This is a genomic window from Pseudomonas sp. MDT2-39-1, from assembly GCF_054898085.1.
Genome location: NZ_CM142716.1, coordinates 711088 through 729863, shown reverse-complemented (window position 1 = coordinate 729863; position 18776 = coordinate 711088). Strand labels below are relative to the sequence as shown.

Annotated in this window: 18 protein-coding genes; 7 read left to right on the top strand and 11 right to left on the bottom strand. The window is 60.6% G+C overall.

The window, feature by feature from the left end:
* Window positions 1-2: 2 nt before the first annotated feature.
* Window positions 3-1457 (bottom strand): flavin-containing monooxygenase, encoded by a 1455-nt coding sequence (locus ACYZTM_RS03745; RefSeq protein ID WP_131063333.1) that lies wholly within the window; start codon window positions 1455-1457, stop codon window positions 3-5.
* 294 nt (window positions 1458-1751) lie between these two features.
* Between ACYZTM_RS03745 and ACYZTM_RS03740 the strand changes: the two genes are divergently transcribed.
* Together ACYZTM_RS03740 and ACYZTM_RS03735 are read left to right on the top strand one after the other, a co-directional pair.
* On the top strand, window positions 1752-2825 hold the full coding sequence (locus ACYZTM_RS03740) for a diguanylate cyclase (protein WP_461987121.1): 1074 nt from the start codon (window positions 1752-1754) through the stop codon (window positions 2823-2825).
* A gap of 539 nt (window positions 2826-3364) precedes the next feature.
* The gene (locus ACYZTM_RS03735; RefSeq protein WP_461987119.1) at window positions 3365-3667 is read left to right on the top strand and encodes a hypothetical protein; all 303 of its coding nucleotides are present in this window, start codon (window positions 3365-3367) and stop codon (window positions 3665-3667) included.
* 150 nt (window positions 3668-3817) lie between these two features.
* Here the strand turns inward: ACYZTM_RS03735 and ACYZTM_RS03730 are convergent, their stop codons facing one another.
* From ACYZTM_RS03730 to ACYZTM_RS03695, 8 genes are all read right to left on the bottom strand, one after another.
* A complete protein-coding gene (locus tag ACYZTM_RS03730) occupies window positions 3818-4687 on the bottom strand; it encodes an isocitrate lyase/PEP mutase family protein (protein ID WP_131063163.1) in 870 nt (289 codons plus the stop codon).
* A 377-nt stretch (window positions 4688-5064) separates the two neighbouring features.
* Window positions 5065-6099, bottom strand: a complete 1035-nt coding sequence (gene astA / locus ACYZTM_RS03725; protein WP_131063164.1) for an arginine N-succinyltransferase — start codon at window positions 6097-6099, stop codon at window positions 5065-5067.
* Between the two features lie 61 nt (window positions 6100-6160).
* The gene (locus tag ACYZTM_RS03720; RefSeq protein ID WP_461987116.1) at window positions 6161-7177 is read right to left on the bottom strand and encodes an arginine N-succinyltransferase; all 1017 of its coding nucleotides are present in this window, start codon (window positions 7175-7177) and stop codon (window positions 6161-6163) included.
* A 119-nt stretch (window positions 7178-7296) separates the two neighbouring features.
* Complete coding sequence (locus ACYZTM_RS03715; protein WP_461987114.1) at window positions 7297-8646, bottom strand: APC family permease; 1350 nt, start codon at window positions 8644-8646, stop codon at window positions 7297-7299.
* Window positions 8647-8703: 57 nt separating this feature from the next.
* Window positions 8704-9456 carry an N-formylglutamate amidohydrolase gene (locus ACYZTM_RS03710; protein WP_131063167.1) on the bottom strand — a complete coding sequence of 251 codons (753 nt, stop codon included), beginning with the start codon at window positions 9454-9456 and terminating at the stop codon, window positions 8704-8706.
* Window positions 9440-10771: a glutamine synthetase family protein gene (locus tag ACYZTM_RS03705; RefSeq protein WP_461987112.1), complete on the bottom strand. Its 1332-nt coding sequence runs from the start codon at window positions 10769-10771 to the stop codon at window positions 9440-9442. Before ACYZTM_RS03705 ends, ACYZTM_RS03710 begins: the two co-directional genes overlap by 17 nt.
* On the bottom strand, window positions 10768-11412 hold the full coding sequence (locus ACYZTM_RS03700; RefSeq protein ID WP_131063169.1) for a cysteine hydrolase family protein: 645 nt from the start codon (window positions 11410-11412) through the stop codon (window positions 10768-10770). The genes ACYZTM_RS03705 and ACYZTM_RS03700 overlap by 4 nt, the downstream gene beginning before the upstream one ends.
* Window positions 11413-11414: 2 nt before the next feature.
* Window positions 11415-12269, bottom strand: a complete 855-nt coding sequence (locus ACYZTM_RS03695; protein ID WP_131063170.1) for a MurR/RpiR family transcriptional regulator — start codon at window positions 12267-12269, stop codon at window positions 11415-11417.
* 341 nt (window positions 12270-12610) lie between these two features.
* On the opposite strand from ACYZTM_RS03695, the gene ACYZTM_RS03690 reads away from it, so the two are divergent.
* Both ACYZTM_RS03690 and cobF read left to right on the top strand, forming a co-directional pair.
* Window positions 12611-13171, top strand: coding sequence for a histidine phosphatase family protein (locus tag ACYZTM_RS03690; protein ID WP_461987109.1), 561 nt, complete (start codon window positions 12611-12613; stop codon window positions 13169-13171).
* Entirely contained in the window at window positions 13171-13926 is a 756-nt protein-coding gene (gene cobF / locus ACYZTM_RS03685) for a precorrin-6A synthase (deacetylating) (protein ID WP_131063172.1), read from the top strand. Before ACYZTM_RS03690 ends, cobF begins: the two co-directional genes overlap by 1 nt.
* Before the next feature lie 124 nt (window positions 13927-14050).
* On the opposite strand, the gene ftrA is transcribed toward cobF, so the two are convergent.
* A complete protein-coding gene (gene ftrA, locus ACYZTM_RS03680; protein ID WP_461987107.1) occupies window positions 14051-15025 on the bottom strand; it encodes a transcriptional regulator FtrA in 975 nt (324 codons plus the stop codon).
* Between the two features lie 102 nt (window positions 15026-15127).
* Here ftrA and ACYZTM_RS03675 point away from each other — a divergent pair, with 102 nt between their 5' ends.
* Window positions 15128-15562 carry a rhodanese-like domain-containing protein gene (locus tag ACYZTM_RS03675; protein WP_461987105.1) on the top strand — a complete coding sequence of 145 codons (435 nt, stop codon included), beginning with the start codon at window positions 15128-15130 and terminating at the stop codon, window positions 15560-15562.
* 183 nt (window positions 15563-15745) lie between these two features.
* On the opposite strand, the gene ACYZTM_RS03670 is transcribed toward ACYZTM_RS03675, so the two are convergent.
* Entirely contained in the window at window positions 15746-16390 is a 645-nt protein-coding gene (locus ACYZTM_RS03670; protein ID WP_461987103.1) for a type 1 glutamine amidotransferase, read from the bottom strand.
* A gap of 246 nt (window positions 16391-16636) precedes the next feature.
* Here ACYZTM_RS03670 and ACYZTM_RS03665 point away from each other — a divergent pair, with 246 nt between their 5' ends.
* Both ACYZTM_RS03665 and ACYZTM_RS03660 read left to right on the top strand, forming a co-directional pair.
* Complete coding sequence (locus tag ACYZTM_RS03665; protein ID WP_131063176.1) at window positions 16637-17416, top strand: ABC transporter substrate-binding protein; 780 nt, start codon at window positions 16637-16639, stop codon at window positions 17414-17416.
* Window positions 17417-17619: 203 nt separating this feature from the next.
* Window positions 17620-18732 (top strand): succinylglutamate desuccinylase/aspartoacylase family protein, encoded by a 1113-nt coding sequence (locus tag ACYZTM_RS03660; protein ID WP_461987100.1) that lies wholly within the window; start codon window positions 17620-17622, stop codon window positions 18730-18732.
* The last annotated feature ends 44 nt before the right edge of the window (window positions 18733-18776 follow it).

Here is an 18776-nt window from a genome sequence, read left to right as displayed (position 1 = left end):
GATCAGGACAAAATGTGGTCGGCGGGTTTCAGTGCCCGGGTCAACCGGTGATAGCTGAAACTGAACCCCGGAAACATCGCGATCACATGACCGCTCTTGCTTTGGTACCAACTATGACAGCCCCCGGACTTCCACACGGTGCGCTCCATTTCGCGGTGGATCATCTCAGTGTAGGTACGTTCTGCCTCGGGGCGTACTTCGATGCTGCGCAAACCGTGTTCTTTCAGCGTGCGGATGCAGTCGAGGATGTAGTTCATTTGTGATTCGATGATGAACAGCGCCGAGGTGTGGCCGATGCCGGTATTGGGTCCGGTGATGATAAACAGGTTGGGAAAGTCCGGCAGGCTGGTGCCCAGATAAGCCCGCGGGTACTGCGCCCAGACGTCTTTGAGTCGGGTGCCGTTTTTGCCGGTGACCGGGTAGGAAATCACCCCGTCGGTGGCGTCGTACCCGGTGGACCAGACGATCAGGTCCAGGTCGATGTGCTGACCGTCCAGGGTGACGATGCCGGTTTCGTCAATGGAGGCGATACCCTGTTCGCGGCTGTGCAGCGTCACATTGCTGCGGCCGAGCGCCGGGTAAAGGGTGCTTGAGACAATCACTCGCTTGCAGCCGATGGTGAAGTCCGGCGTCAGTTTGCGGCGTAATTCAGGGTCGGGCACTTGGCGTTTGAGGAAGCGCAGGGCGTGTTGCTGGACCATGTGGATGGCCGGTTTCGAGTATTTGAAGGCAATCACCCGGGTTTCGAACTGCCAGTAAAGCATCCAGCGCAGCAGTTTGTACGCCGGTTTGAGGCCCAGCAGCCAACGCTGGAAAGGTCCGAAGGTGCGGTCGGCGCGTGGCAATACCCAGTGCGGCGTGCGCTGGAACACATGCAGGTGTTCGACGTCGGGGGCAATGGCCGGAATGACCTGCGCGGCACTGGCGCCGCTGCCGACGATGGCGACGCGTTTGTGGTGATAGTCGAAGGCGTGATCCCAGTTGTTTGTGTGAAAAGTCTTGCCCTGAAAGCGCTCCTGGCCTTCAAAGTGTGGGACGACGGGTTGGCTCAACGGCCCCGTCGCGTTGATCAGGAATTGCGCGTGAAACGTGCCTTTGGCGCCGGTGTGCACCGCCCAGCGTTGCCCGTCGGCGTCCCACTCGATGCGCTCGACATTGGCCTCCAGTTCGACCTTGTCCCGCAGGCCGAAGTGCTCCACCACGTACTGGGTGTAGTGGTGCAGCTCAGCCTGTTCGGCGAACATTTGCGTCCAGCGGTAAGGGGCGAAGGACAGTGAGTAGAGCGGCGAGGGCACATCGACGGCCGCGCCGGGGTAGGTGTTCTGGCACCAGGTGCCGCCAAAAAAGTCCCGTCGTTCCAGCAGGCGAAAATCGTCGATGCCTGCCTTGAGCAAATTGATCGCCGCGCACTGACCGCCAAAACCGCTGCCGATGATCAACACTTGAAAGGTTTGCATGGGCCTCCTTGTTTATCGTTGTTTATCCAACCCTTCCTTCATGTATAGCCCAAACATTACCCACATAACCCGTAGGAGCGAACGGTGCGGCGATCCGACTTGCTCGCGAATGGGGCGCTGCGGTATATCAGCTAGAACCGCGTCATCGTTCTTCGCGAGCAAGCTTCGCTCCTACAGACCGCATTGTCTTCAGGCTGCCCGCCGATGATGGCTATTTAACGTTGCCCTGATAGACTCCCAGCACACCCGCAACCCTTGTGGTGTCAGGTTCCGTTCTGTGGTGCAGAGGTCTCTATGGGAAAAACGGGAGGAAAAGGACTTTCACTGGCCAGGAGGCTTTATGCATCGCGAACCCTGGGGCTGGCCCTGGGGTTGTTGTGCGTAGGCGCGGCGATGTATCCACTCAACCCGGCGCCGTGGGTCTGGGTGGTCATGGTGTTCAATGGCGTTCTCTGGCCGCACGTTGCCTATCAATGGGCGCGTCGGGCGGAGGTGCCCTTTCACGCCGAACATCGCAACATCCTGGTCGACGCTTTTCTCGGCGGCTTCTGGGTCGCCGCCATGCAGTTCAATCCGCTGCCGAGCGCGGCGACGCTGTCCATGATGGCCATGAACAACGTGGCCATTGGCGGTTTGCGTTTCCTGCTGGTGGGCACGGTCGCACAGATTCTCGGGATCGGTGTCGGCCTGCTGATTTTTACACCGGTCTTCTTCGCGCAAACCAGTGCGTTGCAACTGTATGCCTGCTTACCGCTGCTGATTTTGTATCCACTGGCGCTGGGCTGGATCTGCTTTCGCCAGGCCACCACCCTTGGCCGGCACAAACGCGAACTGCTGGCCCTGAGCCGAACCGACAGCCTCACCGGCCTGCTGAACCATGGCGCCTGGAAAGATCAGCTTGAAGTTGAATTCCAGCGCTGCCAACGCCAGCAGCAGGGCGGGGCGATTGCGTTGATCGACATCGACCATTTCAAAATAATCAATGACACCTACGGCCACGTCGCCGGGGACATCGTGCTGCGGCAGCTGAGCCAAATGCTCAAGCAGAACCTGCGGGCGACTGATGTGGCGGGGCGCTATGGCGGTGACGAATTCTGCGTGCTCGTCCCTGACTTGCCCCTCAATAGCGCGGCGGCTGCCATGGACGCTTTGCGTGATCGCTTCGCCACCCTGGGCTACGAGCAGGACCCGGCGCTTAAAGTCAGCCTGAGCATTGGCCTGGCGGCGTTCAACCCGGCCCACACCGACGCCACCCTGTGGCTCAACGATGCCGACCAGGCGCTCTACGAAGCCAAGACCACCGGCCGCAACCGAGTCATCTGCCGCGTCGACGGCCAGCCCCAACACGAACTGCTCGACCCGGTCTGAGGCCTGCAAAAGTCCCTGTAGGGGCGAGCCTTTGTGGCGAGGGGATTTAGCGAAACGTCGCACCGCCCCGTTGGGCTGCGAAGCGGCCCCAAAATCTACTATCGCGTTTTTTCAGCCGCACCACGTTCAGCGAATTACGACTGCTGCGCAGCCGAACGGGGATAAATCCCCTCGCCACAGGGATATTCGGTGTTGGTGAAGTTGCGTTCCTACCGCGTGGGGGACCGATGATTCATCTGCGCACAACTTTCCAAGACGTTTCCTACAACGTACCCTGTTGCCGCGTTCCAGCATCGCCCCCTATAGTTCGGACTCGCGGAAAACTTCGCGAACGACCTTGGCCGGTCGGATACAGGAACGCCAGCTAACCCGACACCGTTCAGGCGATTAACGTCTGAAACATTGTGTTATGGCGGCTGTGCGCGGGACACCTCCGGGTGTGCCGGGGTCCTGTAGCCCGGTCGGCCAACCCGCGTATGGCTGCCACCTTTTTCGCTTGGCCGCGAATGGTGGTTGCTCTAACTACAGGAGTTTCACCAATGTCCGACCAAGTAATGCCCCGTTACCTCCCCATCGACACCTACGACGCCGAAAACCCGGTGCTCTTCATCAATACCCACAAAGAACTCAGCGACCTCGCCGCCTGCGCCGCGCATCGCTTTACCGTGGTTCGCGATCTGGCAGACACCTTGTCCAGCCTTGGCTTCAAAGGTATTTCCGATTGTGATTTGACGCGCGTAACCGGCGCGGTGCATCTGCTGATGCGCGAAGGGTGCGCGATTCTGGGTGTGTTTCAGGCGCGGGCGTTGCAGCGGGAGGAGGGGTTTAAAGCCGCAATATAGCGGTGTTTGAGCTGACGCTATCGCGAGCAGGCTCACTCCCACATTGGATCTCTTGTGAACACAAGTCCTGTGATCGACTGAGATTCAATGTGGGAGCGAGCCTGCTCGCGAAGAGGCCATTGCAGTCGCTACAAATACGTCAGCTGACAGCTATTCCTTCACACTCATAAACTCTTCCGCCCAACGGATGTATTCCTCAGGCTGCGTATACGTGTGAGTCAGCTCGGTAGCGCTCAAATCCGAGGCTTGGGTAAAGATCTGCCGCTGCTCGCGCAAGCTGTCGTAAGTCGCTTTGATCGCCGCGAAGTAAGCGCCGTGACCGTCAATGGTCACCCGCACGCCCAGTTCAGCCAGGCGTTTGTCGTCGCGCAGGGCCGGGTTGCCGTAGGTCACCAGCATCAACGGCACGGTCAGGTGTTCGGCGATTTTCTCCAGTTGATCGAAGTCTTGCACGCCCACCATACAAATCCCGTCTGCCCCGGCTTGCTGGTATTGCCGGGTGCGGCTGATGATTTCCTGGACCGGCAGGATCCCGGCGTTGGTACGCGCAATGATCGCCATTTCCGAGTCGACCCGGGCTTCCAGTGCCGCGCGAATCTTGCCGACGCCTTCCGCCACCCCGATCAGGTCGGTGGATTTGCGCCCGAATTGCGCTGGCAGCAGGGTGTCTTCGATGGTCAGGGCGGCGATGCCGGCGCGTTCCAGTTCGACGATGGTGCGCATCACATTGAGCGCGTTGCCGTAGCCGTGATCGGCGTCGGCGATGACCGGTAATTGAGCGACACGGCCGATGCGCGTGGCCTGTTCGGCGAACTCGCTGAGGGTGATCAAGGCAAAGTCGGGGGCGCCCAGCACCTGCAACGAGGCGACCGAACCACCGAGGATACCCACTTCAAACCCCAGGTCAGCGGCAATGCGGGCCGACATCGGGTCAAAGACCGACGCCGTGTGATAGCAGGCGTTGGAAGCAAACAGCTCGCGGAAGTTACGGCGCAAATCTTGATGAGAAAGCCTGGACATATGAGTTCCACCAATACAAAGGAATGGAAAGGCTTGAGCAAAGGTGTCAACGCCGAAGGAACAAAAGGCTATCACGCGGACGAGGGGAAGATGATGACGAATTTTGCGGGGCGGCTCAGATAGGCGCAGACCATTGTTGCTAAGGGGTTTGCCTGTGGCTAGGGACTTGTCTGTGGTGAGGGGGTTTACCTGTGGCGAGGGGGTTTAGCGAAACGTCGCACCGCCCCGTTCGGCTGCGCAACAGTCGTAAATCGCAGAACGCGGTGCGCCAGGAAAAAAGTGATGGCAAGTTTTGGGGCCGCTTCGCAGCCCAGCGGGGCGGTGCGACGTTTCGCTAAACCCCCTCGCCACAGGGTGGGGAAGGTTTCATATTACGATTACGCCGCAACAGCCTGTCGCTGTTGATTGGGCAGCGACACCGCCCGCACAGAATTACCCGGTTGCAGCTGCAGGCGTTTGGCCGTGAGTCGGTCAACGATCAGGCTGTTGCCCACCAGCCGGGCCTGGGCGGTGGTGATGCGGCAGTTTTCCAGGCGGCGGTTGTGGATCAGCCACACCGGGGCCTGCTCATCTGGCGTGCCGATGGCCAATACCAGCGGTTGGCTGTCGCGCACGGTGCGGATTCTCGCGACCGGGGCTTCGATCACCGGGCCTGCGTCGAAGATGTCGATGTAGCCCTGATGAACAAAACCTTCGGCCTTGAGGATCTTCAGCGCCGGTTCCGTGTTCGGGTGTGCCTTGCCGATGACGGCCTGGGCCTGTTCGGTGAGCAGGCAGGTGTAGAGCGGTTGGCGTGGCATCAGTTCGGCGATGAATGATTTGCTGCCCAGCCCCGACAGGTGATCGGCGTGGCTGAAATCCTTCTTGAAGAAGTGCCGGCCCAGGCTGTCCCAGAACGGTGAACAGCCGTGTTCGTCGGCGCTGCCGCGCAATTCGGCGATGAGTTTGTCGCCGAACAGGTGCGGGAACTCGGCAACGAACAGCAGGCGTCCCAAAGACAGCAACCGACCATTACTGCCATGGCGTTGATCGGGCCGCAGAAACAGCGAGCAGATTTCCGATTGGCCGGTCATTTCGTTGTTCAGGAACAGCGTCGGAATCTGCCGCTGAATACCCAGGTCCGGCGACGAACTGACCGTCAGCCCGACCCGATAGTTGTACCAGGGTTCACGCAGGCCAACGGCGCCGGCCAACGCACTGATGCCGACCACTTGCTGATCGTCATCTTCCAGCACGAACAGGTAGTCGGCATCCGCACGCTCGACCTGCTCGGCGAAGGTCCGTTGGGCCCAGCGCACCCGGTGCGTCAGGCGTTCTTCGTTGGCCGGCAGGGTGGTGAAGCCGGGGCCGGCCGTTTGCACCAGATCCATCAAGGCGGGCAGGTCGGTGATGCGAACCGGGCGGACAATCATGATGCAGCTCCTTCTTCGCGCCAGTTCGGGCGCTGTCGTTGGGCACGGGGCCGGGTGATGCTCACAGGGCAATCAGCCGGATCGGGCTGCCATCAGTGACGTTCAGGGCGGCGCACATCTCGGCGCTCAACCCCACCGGTTGCCCGGTCTGGACATTCAGCTCGGCGACGATGGCGCGATAATCCTTGAGCGCATCGTTGCTCACCAGGTAACTGCCGAGCGCATCGATGGGCGAAACCAGTTGCGCCGTGCCGGTCTGGCTTTGGGCGATGGAGAGGATGTTCGAGGTCCGTGCATACAGCGTCGGGCCAGCGTCGAACAGGTCGATGTAGCTGTTGGTTTCAAATCCCTCGCGCTCAAGAATATCGAAGGCCTCCTGGCCATCGGGGTGGATCCGGCCGATGCATTCCTGTGCAGCCTGGGGCAGCATCGGCACGTAGATTGGGTAGTGCGGCATCAGTTCGGCGAGAAAGGTCCGGCTCTGCAGACCGCAAAGCCGCTCGGCCTCGGCGTAAGGCAGGTCGAAGAAATGCTTGCCCAGCGCATCCCAGAATGGTGATTGCCCTTCATCGCTGCTGTAACCGACGATCTCGGTGATCACCGCTTCGGAAAAGCGCCGCGAATGGGCGGCAATGAACAACAAACGCGCCCGGGACAGCAACTCTGAAAACCGTGTGCGCACCAGCGCCGTGTCGATATGAAAGCCCCGCAGCAAGGTGTGGCCGCTGAGGTCCTGGCACAACGACAAGGCCGGTACACCGTGCTCGATGTTCAGCTCCCGGGAAGCGCTGGTGAAGTGACGGTTGCGCAAGCTGTAGAACGGCTCGTTGAAGCCCGCGGTGGCGAGGATCTCCGAACAACCCACCAGATGCCCGGCCACGAGATCCTCCAGCACGAAGAAATAATTCTCCGGGCCATGAACCTCAACGTCGCTCTCGAACGAGGTGCAGGAGTCGAGAATCCTCAGCCGCAGGCGTTCCGTGTCGTCCGGCAAGGACGTGACACCGACCAGACTGTCGCGCGCCAGTTGTTGCAACTGGGGCAGGTCGGTTAACTCGACTGGGCGTAAGACCAGCATGGATGTACTCCTGTATCAAAGGGTTCGGCGATGTGTCCCGAACCTGACTATCACTGTCGGTTTCCACGCATTAAATCGGCGGTCGCCTGATTTGTTGTCAGACGCCGCTCTTTTTCTTGTCAGCCGTTGCTCGGGTCGGGCAATACCGTGCTGGCGCCCAGCTTGTTGAGGAAAAACAGATAAACCAGGCCCAAGGCAATCCAGATCAGGCCAAGCTTTTGTGCATCGACGCCCATGTTGTACATGATGGCCGCGACGATGATGAAGCCAATCACCGGGCAGATCAGGTGACGGATCACTTGGCCGGACTTCTGCCGACGCCAGTAGTAATTGATGACGGTCAGGTGCAGCAACATGAATCCACTCAACGCGCCGAAGTTCACCAGCGAGGTGAGGGTGTCCACCGAGTTGATGAACAGGTAGCAGATCACCAGCGACAGCACGGCCACCAGGTAGATGCTCAGGTAGGGGGTGTTGTGTTTCGGGTGAACCTTGGCCAGCACCTTCGGCAGTTTGCCGTCCCGGGCCATGCCGAACAGCAGGCGCGATACCGCCGCTTGTGAAGTGATGGCGACCGCTACACCCCAGGCCAAAGCCGTGGCCACGCCCGTCAGGGTTGCCAGCCAACTGCCGGCGGCGATTTCAGCGATTTCATAAAACGCGGTGTCGGCGGAGGTGAAGCCCATGCCGGCCGCCAGGTCAGTGGCAATCCAGGTCTGCGCGACGAAGATCACGCCCATCACCAACAGGGTGATCAGCGCCGCCTTGCCGACGCTGCGGCCCGGGTCGCCCTTGATTTCTTCGGCAAGGGTGGAGATCGCATCGAAGCCGAGGAAGGACAACACCGCAATCGACACGGCTTGCATCAGCAGGGCGAAGTTGAAGGTTTCGGGGTTATACAGCGGCGCCAGGGTCAGCTGACCGTTGCCGCCGCCGTTGTGCAGCGCATTCCAGGCGTAGAACAGGAAGATCCCCAGCACCACCAGTTGCGCCAGCAGGAAGACAATGTTCATGCGTGCGGTGAACGTGATACCCCGAAGGTTGACGAAGGTCGCGCTGACCAGAAAGGCCAGGATGAAGCCGACTTTGGGAATGTCCGGGTACAGGTGATTCAGCGCCATGGCCGCGTACACGTAGAGCAGCGGCGGAATCAACAGGTAATCGAGCAGCATCAGCCACCCGGCGATAAACCCGACATGCGGGTTGAGGCCGCGTTGCGCGTAGGAATACACCGAACCCGCAATCGGAAAGGCCCGCGCCATGCTGCCGTAACTCAGGGCCGTGAACAGCATCGCAACCATGCCGATGATGTAGGCCAGCGGCACCATCCCTGGCGCTTCTGCGTTGACGTAACCGTACACACCGAACGGGGCGATGGGGATCATGAAGATCATCCCGTACACCACCAGGTCGGTCAGCGACAGGCTACGTTTCAACTCTTGCTTGTAGCCGAATTCTTCTATTTCCATGAAGCCCTACTCCTTGGGATGAAAGCAGCCACGAGCTGCGAGTTTGACGTGATTCTTTTACAACAGCGGTGCCAGGTAAGCGGTCCAGCGACTGACATTTTCAGGGGTGCGCAGCAGATCGTTGCGCACCTCGATCAATACCGATTCCAGTCCCCGTGCATCGCCGTGGACCGGCACGGTCATATCGCCCCGCGGGTTGATTTTGTACGGTTCATCGCCGGCAACCTTCAAGGGGTACTGGCTCAACCCGTCAATCAAGCGTTGGGCGTAGCCCTTGGCTTCACCAAACAGCACGCCGACTTCCAGCGCGCGTGGCTGGCCGTGGAAAACCGGGGTGAAGCTGTGAATGCCGACGACCCGAACCGGTCGCCCTTGTGCGATACGTTGGTCGATCAAGGTTTGCAGCCGGGCATGAAACGGTTTGAACAGGCATTCGCGGCGGTAATCGCGCGTCGCCTCGTCCAGATCACGATTACCCGGTATCTGATAAATCTCGCTCTGCGACGGGATGCTGTCCGGCGCATGGCGCGGGCGGTTGAGGTCAATCAACAGCCGTGAGTAATTGGCCGCCAGCAATGTTGCCCCGATTGCCCGGGACAGACCCTCAGCCAGTGCCAGTGCGCCAATGTCCCAGGCGATATGCTCGCGCGCCGCGTCGTGACTCAGCCCCAGGTCATTTAACCCGGCCGGGATAAAACGGCTGGCGTGTTCGCACACCAGAATCAACGGGTGCTCCGAGTCTTCGCGGCTCAGGGTGTACGCAGGCTCGGTAAAAAGACCGCGTTCAGCGGATTCAGTACAGGCGTGCATAGTGCTCACAGCGTTCGGCGGGCGACAGCTGGTCCGTCAGCGTCATTTCCTCGGTTTTAAGGGCGAAGTAGGTGTCCATCAACGCGCTCGGCAGGGCTTCGATCAGCGCCTCGCTGTTGCGCAGGCACTCGAGCGCCTGGGCAAGTGAAGCGGGCAGGGCGACGATGCCTCGGGCGTGGCGTTGTTCTTCATTCAGGGAATCGGGGACTTCATCGGTGATCGCGTTCAAGGCCAGGCGTTGCTCGATGCCCAGGCGACCGGCGATCAGCAGCGCGGCCATGGCCAGGTGCGGCGAAGCCGTGGCGTCCATGGCGCGAAATTCCAGGTTGTACTGCGCCGCCACGGATTTGCTGCCCAGGCTCACCGTCGGGCAGATCCGTAGCGCCGCTTCGCGGTTGCGCTGGCCGAGGCAGGCGTAGGAGGCGCTCCAGTGATGCGGCTGCAAACGCTCGTAGGACACCGGTGTCGGCGCGGTAAACGCGCAGAGCGCCGGCAAGTAATGCAGGATGCCGGCGGCCCAGTGCTGGCCGAGGGTCGACAGGCCATTGACGGTGCCGGCGTCGTACATCAGCGGTTGACCGTCCAGGTCCAGCAGGCTGACGTGCAGATGGACGCCGTTGCACACGGCATGCTCGGACGTCTTGGGCGCGAAGCTCACGTCCAGGCCCATCTGCCGGGCGATTTCGCGGGTGATCTCGCGCACGTTCACCGCGCGATCCGCCGCCGCCACACCGAGGGCGGGGCGGCAGGTGATTTCGTATTGATGCTTGCCGTATTCGGGCAGGAACATTTCCGGTTCGACGCCGCCGGCACGCAGGGCACTGAGCAGCCAGCCACCGAACTCGGCACCCTGACGCTGAGCCTCAAGAGAGAACGCCAGCTGATCAGCCGCGTCGCTGCTCAGGTTGAATTCATGTTCGAACGCGGCATTGACCTGCAAGCCCAACTCGGCGCGATAACGCTGCACTTCATTGCGCAACAACGTTCGCGGACAGGCGCCCCAAGGACGGCCATCGGTTTCGTTAATGTCGCCGTGGATGAAGTCCAGCGCCGGGGCCGTGGTATCCGGGCCATTGCTGACCGTCACCCGGCTGCTCAGGTCGGGAATCAGGCGCAAGTCGCCATAAGCGCCCCACGGGTTGGTGGAGGCGATGATGTCTTGCGGGGTCAGCGCGCTGTTGGCCGGCACCCAGCCGCAACCCGCCGCCCGATAGTGTTCAAGTTCGTCCGTCGGGAAAGAGCGTCCGCGGGTCACGCCGATCAGGTCGGTGGTGACGATGGTGGTCATGGGCAGCGGTGACAGGCTTTCGCTCATGGCTGCATCTCCTGCAACCGGCCGAGCACGGTCTGGGTGTCGGTGATCCAGCAATAACCCTTGATCGCGTTCATGCAGGCTTGATGACGCGCCGGCGTGTAGGTCGCACAGGCATCCTCCACCAGCGTCACCAGGTAGCCACGGTCCGCGGCGTCACGCACGGCCATGTCCACGCACTGGTCGGTGACGATGCCGGCGATGATCAGATGCCGCGTTTCAAGGTTGCGCAGCACGTAGTCAATGTTGGTGGAGTTGAACACCCCGGAGGAGGTCTTGGGCAGTACGATTTCGTTTTCTGTCGGTGTCAGGTCGTCGATGATCCGCGCCGGCGCACTGCCCTTGGGCAAGTGCATGTCCGAGAGTTTGTGGTCCAGCGAGCGGTCGCGGCCATCGGCAGTCAGGCTTTCGATGATCGTGTGCAGCACGTTTTGCCGCGCGCTGCGAAAAGCGCTGAGCAGCCGGCGTTGATTGGGCACCACCTGCATGTGGGCGCGGGTCAGGAAGTATTCGCCGTCCGGTCCGTTGAGGTGCGGGTCGAACTGCGGTTCGAGCCAGGCACGCTGCATGTCCACCAGCAACAGCGCGGTGTGATCGGCAGTGAACGGTAAGTCCCGGGGCGAACGGTGGGGGAGCGTGAACATCCTTATTTATCCTCCAGCAGGTGGGTGTCGAAGTCGGTCCGCAGGGCATCGATGCCTTCCAGGCGATCGGCCAGCTCCGGACTGCGCAGGGTCAGGCAGGCAATCAGCGCCTCGACCTGGGCCAGCGCCGGGACCATGCTGTCGAAGGCCGACAATGATTCCACCGGCGCACTGATGATCAGGTCGGCCATTTCCCGCAGCGGTGAAGCATAGATGTCAGTGAACAACACCACGCGGGCATATCGGCTTTTCGCCGCATTGGCCACGCGCAGGGCTTGTGATTGGTAGCGGCGATAGTCGAACACCAGCACCACGTCCTGGCGCTGCACATCGAACAGCCGGTCCGGCAGTTGCGCGTTGTCATCCAGGGCGAAACAGCCCGGGCGCAGCAGGCGCAAATGGTTAAGCAAATAGTTGGCGAGGAAACTGCTGAAGCGCCCGCCAAAGCAGTGAACCTGATGACGGGTATCGAGCAGCCATTCCACTAGAATCCGCACATCTTCGGGTTGGGTCAGCGCGTGGGTATCCACCAGCGCCCGATGGGTGTCCGCCAAGTAATGACTCCATGCGTCGCCTTTCTGAAGATGAGAGCGAAGTTGCAACAGGGCGCTGGGGGACCGGAGACGGTGGTCCATATCACTGAGCAGGGCATCCTGAAAATCGGCGTAACCGCTGAAACCCAGCTTTTTTACCAGTCGCACGATGGTGGGGTCGCTGACACCGGCATGTTCGGCCAAACGTGACATCGGCCCCAGCCCGTTACGCGGGTACTGGTCCAGCAAGGCGCGAATGACTTTGCGTTCCGACGGCGTAAGGTCCAGGCCGGAATCGGTGATCAGATCTCTAAGGGTGGGCATCCGGGCTCCTGCTGGATGGGTGTGTCGGTTTTGTTTCATAAATTGCTAAAACAGTATTTATGTAGCGCACGCTACATGTCTAGCAAATTTTTCCATGGTTTTCCCAACGTCAAAAATGAGGCAAAAAGCCCGTGCGCTGGGGGCTACACGGAAGTCGACAGGGCTTGTAGTCCATCGCCCACAAGGGAGTCAGAGATTGCCGAATTTCAATGGTTAAATGAACCCGCGTCCCGTCGTTGCGGATTCAAACGAAACGCCCTGGATCAAGCGTCTTGCGGCACAATTGCGTCATTATTTGCGGCATCGTGCCGTTTTCCATTTCATCGACAGGGTGATAATCCGTGCAGGCAACCCGTTTGACCCTGATGTGTCACGCTCGAACCGTCGCACAAAAATTGGCGTGTTTTCCTACGAATGAGCCGTTGGAATTTTATAGGCAATCGGCGAAGGGTTCGCGTACCCGTCAGTTTACGGGGGCGCCACGGGTGCTCTGTGGTCCGGAGTTGCGCACGCAGCAGACGGCCGAGATGTTTGGCAGTGACGTTGAAATCGTCTCGGCGCTGAGGGATTGCGACTTCGGACGATGGAACGGGGTGCGGATCAATGACCTGCAAAAGTCCGAGCCCGAGGCGCTGCAGGCCTGGCTCGACGACCCGACCTCGGCGCCCCATGGCGGTGAGTCGGTCGTGCAACTGGGTGAGCGCGTGGCGCAGTGGCTCAAGTCCCTTGAGACAACACCGGGGCATATCCTTGCCATCACCCATCCGTTTGTCATTCGCGCCGCGTTGACGCAAGTGTTGCAGGCTACGGCGTTCAACCTGATCGACGTCGAACCGCTATCGGCCATCGAGTTGCGGTTCACCGGCCGCTGGCGCCTGCGTTTGCTTGAAGGAGTCATTTGATGAAAAAGCTTCTGGTCATCGGCATCGGCGCCGGCAACCCCGACTACATCACGATGCAGGCCGTGAAGGCGCTGAACCTCGTCGACGTGTTTTTCCTGATGGACAAGGGCCAGAGCAAAGACAAGCTGATCGACCTGCGCCGTGAGATCTGCGAGCGCTACATCACCGGTCACGACTACCGTTTTGTCGAAGCCCACAGCCCGGAGCGTGAGCGCGGGGATGTGGACTACAAAACCAGTGTCGAAGATTTGAATCTTGCCAAGCAGCAAACCTTCGAGCGGCTGATCAATGAGGAAATCTCCGACGATCAGTGCGGTGGTTTTCTGGTGTGGGGCGATCCGGCGTTGTACGACAGCACCCTGCGGATTTTGCAGGCAATACTGGCCTCCGGCCGCTGCGCGTTCGAGTATGAAGTGATCCCCGGCATCACCAGCGTTCAGGCACTGGCTGCGCAGCACAAGGTGCCGCTGAATCGCATCGGCCGCTCGATTGAAATCACCACCGGCCGGCGGTTGGCGGCGGGGCAGGTGAGCGACGCCGACAGCCTGGTGGTGATGCTCGATGCCGAGGATTCCTACCATCAAGTGGCGGATCAGGAGACAAAGATTTACTGGGGGGCTTATCTGGGGACGCCGGATGAGATTTTGATCAGCGGCAAGCTCAAGGACGTGGCGGATGAGATTGAGCGGGTGCGCAAGGCGGCGCGGGTGGCGAATGGGTGGATTATGGATACCTACCTGTTGCGTAAGCCTTGAGGTAGGCGGTGTCTGGGCGGACGCCTTCGCGGGCAAGTCGGATCGCCGCACCGCTCGCTCCTACAGGTATTGCGGTGCCTTTGTAGGAGCGAGGCTTGCCCGCGAAGAGGTCCTCAAATACACCTCAAATTATGGCTTTTATCCCACGCCCAAACCGCTCCCGATACACCGAGGGCGGCACGCCCACCACCCCTCGAAACGCCACCCGAAAACTCTCCACCGAGCGATAACCACACTGGTCGGCAATCTGATCGGTGTTCTGATTCGTGCTCTCCAGCAACTCCCTCGCCCGCGCCAGCCGCTCATGCTGCAACCACGCCTTGGGCGGCATTCCTGTGGCTTCAGTAAACCGGCGCAGAAAGGTCCGTTCACTCATCGCCGCCTCACTCGCCAGTTCGCGAACCTCCAGCGGTTCATGCAAGCGCTCACGCGCCCACTGCATGACGCGGGACAAATCGCTGCGTGGCGTTGGACTGACGGGCGTAGGAATAAACTGCGCCTGCCCGCCGGTACGTTGCGGCGACATCACCAGACGCCGCGCCACCGAGTTGGCCACCTGGGTGCCGAAATCCCGCGCTACCAGGTGCAGGCACGCATCGATACCTGCCGCGCTGCCCGCCGAGGTGATCAACTGACCGGAATCGACGTAGAGCACGTCCGGGTCCACCAGGATGTTCGGAAAACGTTCGGCCAACTCAGCGGCGTAGCGCCAATGCGTGGTGGCGCCGTGGCCGTCCAGCAGGCCGGTCGCCGCCAGCACAAACACGCCGGAGCAGATCGACAGCAACCGCGCACCCCGCGCATGGGCCTGGCGCAGGGCGGCGAGCAAGTGTTCCGGCACTGGCGCGTTGCGGTCTCGCCAGCCGGGAATGATGATAGTGCGGGCGTCTTCGAGCAGATCCATGCCGCCATCGGCCAGGACCTGAATGCCGCCCATGGCGCGCATCGGGCCCTGATCCACTGCCACGATACGGTGCTCATACCAAGGGAAATCGAACTCCGGCCGCGCCAGACCAAAGATCTCCACGGCGATGCCGAATTCGAAGGTACAGAGGCCGTCGTAGGCCAGAATCGCGACCAATCCAGGGTTAGGCTGCATATGGCGGAAAGTTCCCGGTGAGTGTCTTGTACGCCACTGTAGTCGCAAGCGTTGGGCGGATAAAGTCTTCTCACACCCACTCAAGACTTTGGAGTACAGCCCATGACCAGCCTGGTCCGCACCATTCCCGCAGCACCTTCGGCCATTGCCCTGATGCACTTCAGCAACCGTCTGACCTTTGAAACCGACTGTTCCGACGTGTACAGCAGCCAACAGGCCGGCGAGGTGGACTTTGTCCTGGTGGACGTGCGCGGACCGTTGGCGTTCGAACGCGGGCATGTGCCGGGCGCGATCAACATTCCGGGACGACTGCTCACCGCCGAGGGCCTGGCGGACTACCCGACATCCACCTTGATTGTGGTCTATTGCGCCGGGCCGCACTGTAACGGTGTGCACAAGGCTGCGGTGAAACTGGCGGCACTGGGTTACCCGGTCAAGGAGATGATCGGCGGCGTGACCGGGTGGCTGGATGAAGGGTTGGAGTTGAGTGTTGCGGTGCAACGGCCTGCCACCACCGTGATCGGTTGCGAATGTTGATGTTCGGACATCGCTGAACAATTGTGGCGAGGGAGCTTTTGTGGCGAGGGGGCTTGTCGGACCGCCGCACCGCCCCGTTGGAGTGCGAAGCGCTCCCAAAATCTTCGACAGTTGCCGAGGTTTTTTGGGGCTGCTGCGCAACCCAACGGGGGCAAGCCCCCTCACCATAAAAAACCATCAAGTTCAGTGAATGTTCGAAAACGCAGACCACCACCGATCCAGCGTCGCCTGCAACCACTCATTCACGGCTGCGTAAGCGGCGCTGTCCTGTTGCCCCCGAGGCAGCGGTGATTCCTCGGCAAAGTGTTCATTAAGCGTCGCCACCGACTCCGCATTCCACTCCGGATGAAACTGCAATCCCACCCGAGTCGTCCCGACCCCATACATCTGCTGTTCACATTGCTCACTGCTGGCCAGCAATTGCGCATCGGGTGGCAGGTCGATTGCATCTTCGTGCCACTCCAGCACCTTGAGGGTCTGGCCATCGACGAACGTCACGGTGGTCCAGCCGGTTTCGGTGCGATCCATCCGCCGCACCTTCCCACCCAGACTCAGTGCCAGCAGCTGCGCCCCCAGACAAATCGCAAACACCGCCGCGCCCCGACCCAGGCTTGCCGCCAGCCACTGCCGTTCCGCTTCCAGCCACGCCGGCCCGGCGTTGGATTCATAAGGCCCACCCAACACAATCACAGGCGCCGTACTCACCGGCGGTAACTGGCCGAGGTCGGCGCGAAAGACGTTCAGCGTCAACCCTCGGGACGCTGCCCAATCGGCAATGGCGCCAGGACCTTCGGCGGGGTGGTGCTGGATCAGATTCAGTGCGGGCATCGGTGCTCTCTTGTAGTTTTTGCGTGTAGGTTTTGTCTGAAAAAAGGGCTTGTCCTACAGTCCTTGCACCGCCTTGGCGCACGCTTCAAGGGCTTTGAATCGGCCGGCCACTTTTCTATAAGTATTTGTCGCTTTAACACAATTTACCCTGTGAAAGCCGCTCTAGACTGCCGGCCACTTCGGTCTTCACCGACCGAAAGTCATTCGAAAGCTGCCAATAAAAGCCTCCGCACACAGGAGTTATAAATGAAGAAGCTAGTGATGTTTGGTGCCCTGGCACTGTCGATGTTGTCCCTGACCGCTGTGGCCGATGAAGCCAAGCCGATCCGCATCGGTATTGAAGCCGGTTACCCGCCATTCTCGATGAAAACACCCGACGGCAAGCTCACCGGTTTCGACGTCGATATCGGCGACGCGCTGTGCGAGCAGATGAAAGTGAAGTGCACTTGGGTCGAGCAAGAGTTCGACGGCCTGATCCCGGCACTGAAAGTGAAGAAAATCGACGCGATCCTGTCGTCCATGACCATCACTGACGATCGCAAAAAGAACGTCGATTTCACCATCAAGTACTACCACACCCCAGCGCGCTTCGTGATGAAGGCCGGCACCGACATCAAAGACCCGCTGACCGAGCTCAAAGGCAAGAAAGTCGGTGTGCTGCGCGCCAGTACCCACGACCGCTTCGCCACTGAAGTGCTGGTGCCGGCTGGTATCAACCTGGTTCGCTACGGCTCCCAGCAGGAAGCCAACCTGGACATGGTCTCTGGCCGCGTTGACGCGCTGCTGGCCGACTCGGTCAACCTGGACGACGGTTTCCTGAAAACCGACGCCGGTAAAGGCTTCGCTTTCGTCGGCCCGACTTACGAAGACGCCAAGTACTTCGGCGGCGGCGCCGGTATTGCTGTGCGCAAGGGCGATACCGAGCTGGCGGACAAATTCAACACCGCCATCACCGAAATCCGCGCCAGCGGCAAGTACAAGCAAGTGCAAGACAAGTACTTCGACTTTGACGTTTACGGCCAGTAATCACGCCGTGCAAAAAAGTGGCAACCGTTGACGCGGTTGCCACTTTTTTTATGCGCTCTCTCTGTTGAAATGGATATCCCTTGTAGGAGTGAGCCTGCTCGCGATGGCGATTTTTCAGTGGAAAATTTGCTGTCTGACATACCGCTATCGCGAGCAGGCTCGCTCCTACAGGTGATCTCAGTGCCTCTTATATCGGAGTTCCCATGCAACGCATCGACCATTCACTGCCCTGGAGCCACCTGGGCACCGAACGCACCCTCAGCGTTTTCCGTTATGGCGCGAGCACTCGCAAGGTCTACATCCAGGCCAGCCTGCACGCTGACGAGTTGCCCGGCATGCGCACGGCGTGGGAGTTGAAGAAGCGTCTGGCCGAACTCGAAACCCGGGGCCTGTTGCAGGGTGTGATCGAACTGGTGCCGGTGGCCAATCCGATCGGCCTTGACCAGCACCTGCAAGGCAGCCATATGGGCCGCTTCGAACTGGGCAGCGGCAAGAACTTCAACCGCTCGTTCATCGAACTCAGCGCCCCGGTGGCCGAGTTGATTGGCGACCGGTTGGGTAACGATGCGCAGGCCAACATCGCGCTGATCCGCCAGACCATGGGCCAGGTCCTGGACGACCTGCCGGCCCCGGCCTCGCAGCTGGAAGCCATCCACCGCTTGCTGTTGCGCCACGCTTGCGAAGCCGACATCACCCTGGATCTGCATTGCGATTTCGATGCGGCGATTCACCTGTATGCCTTGCCGCAACACTGGCCGCAGTGGCGATCCCTGGCGGCGCGCCTGAAGGCAGGGGTGGCGTTGCTCTGTGAAGATTCCGGCGGCAGTTCATTCGATGAGTCCTGTTCGTCGCCGTGGTTGCGCCTGGCGCGGGCCTTTCCCGAGGCAGCAATTCCGCCGGCCAACTTGGCGACGACGCTGGAACTGGGCAGCATGGGCGACACCCGGGTCGAGCAGGCCCAAGCCAATTGCGAGGCGATTCTCGGGTTCCTCGCCGAGCAGGGATTCATCAGCGGCACCTGGCCTGCTGCACCGAGCGAGTGCTGCGAAGGCATGCCGTTCGAGGGCACCGAATACCTGTTCGCGCCGCATCACGGGGTGGTGAGTTTCCTGCGTGATTCGGGTGAGTGGGTGGAGAAGGGCGATGCGCTGTTTGAGGTGGTTGATCCGCTGAGCGACCGCGTAACGACCGTACCCGCCGGGACCAGCGGTGTGTTGTTTGCGATTGATCGCGGGCGGTACACGCAGCCGGGAACGTGGCAGGCGAAGGTGGCGGGGCGTGAGGTGATTCGGGTTGGGAAACTGATTAACGATTAGCTGCGAAATCTTCGGCGCCTTACAGGGCCTCTTCGCGAGCAAGC

Coding starts and splice junctions, on each gene's coding strand:
- ACYZTM_RS03745 (WP_131063333.1), bottom strand. CDS start 1,457: ATGCAAACCTTTCAAGTGTTGATCATCGGCAGCGGTTTTGGCGGTCAG.
- ACYZTM_RS03740 (WP_461987121.1), top strand. CDS start 1,752: ATGGGAAAAACGGGAGGAAAAGGACTTTCACTGGCCAGGAGGCTTTAT.
- ACYZTM_RS03735 (WP_461987119.1), top strand. CDS start 3,365: ATGTCCGACCAAGTAATGCCCCGTTACCTCCCCATCGACACCTACGAC.
- ACYZTM_RS03730 (WP_131063163.1), bottom strand. CDS start 4,687: ATGTCCAGGCTTTCTCATCAAGATTTGCGCCGTAACTTCCGCGAGCTG.
- astA (WP_131063164.1), bottom strand. CDS start 6,099: ATGATTGTCCGCCCGGTTCGCATCACCGACCTGCCCGCCTTGATGGAT.
- ACYZTM_RS03720 (WP_461987116.1), bottom strand. CDS start 7,177: ATGCTGGTCTTACGCCCAGTCGAGTTAACCGACCTGCCCCAGTTGCAA.
- ACYZTM_RS03715 (WP_461987114.1), bottom strand. CDS start 8,646: ATGGAAATAGAAGAATTCGGCTACAAGCAAGAGTTGAAACGTAGCCTG.
- ACYZTM_RS03710 (WP_131063167.1), bottom strand. CDS start 9,456: ATGCACGCCTGTACTGAATCCGCTGAACGCGGTCTTTTTACCGAGCCT.
- ACYZTM_RS03705 (WP_461987112.1), bottom strand. CDS start 10,771: ATGAGCGAAAGCCTGTCACCGCTGCCCATGACCACCATCGTCACCACC.
- ACYZTM_RS03700 (WP_131063169.1), bottom strand. CDS start 11,412: ATGTTCACGCTCCCCCACCGTTCGCCCCGGGACTTACCGTTCACTGCC.
- ACYZTM_RS03695 (WP_131063170.1), bottom strand. CDS start 12,269: ATGCCCACCCTTAGAGATCTGATCACCGATTCCGGCCTGGACCTTACG.
- cobF (WP_131063172.1), top strand. CDS start 13,171: ATGAAAAAGCTTCTGGTCATCGGCATCGGCGCCGGCAACCCCGACTAC.
- ftrA (WP_461987107.1), bottom strand. CDS start 15,025: ATGCAGCCTAACCCTGGATTGGTCGCGATTCTGGCCTACGACGGCCTC.
- ACYZTM_RS03675 (WP_461987105.1), top strand. CDS start 15,128: ATGACCAGCCTGGTCCGCACCATTCCCGCAGCACCTTCGGCCATTGCC.
- ACYZTM_RS03670 (WP_461987103.1), bottom strand. CDS start 16,390: ATGCCCGCACTGAATCTGATCCAGCACCACCCCGCCGAAGGTCCTGGC.
- ACYZTM_RS03665 (WP_131063176.1), top strand. CDS start 16,637: ATGAAGAAGCTAGTGATGTTTGGTGCCCTGGCACTGTCGATGTTGTCC.
- ACYZTM_RS03660 (WP_461987100.1), top strand. CDS start 17,620: ATGCAACGCATCGACCATTCACTGCCCTGGAGCCACCTGGGCACCGAA.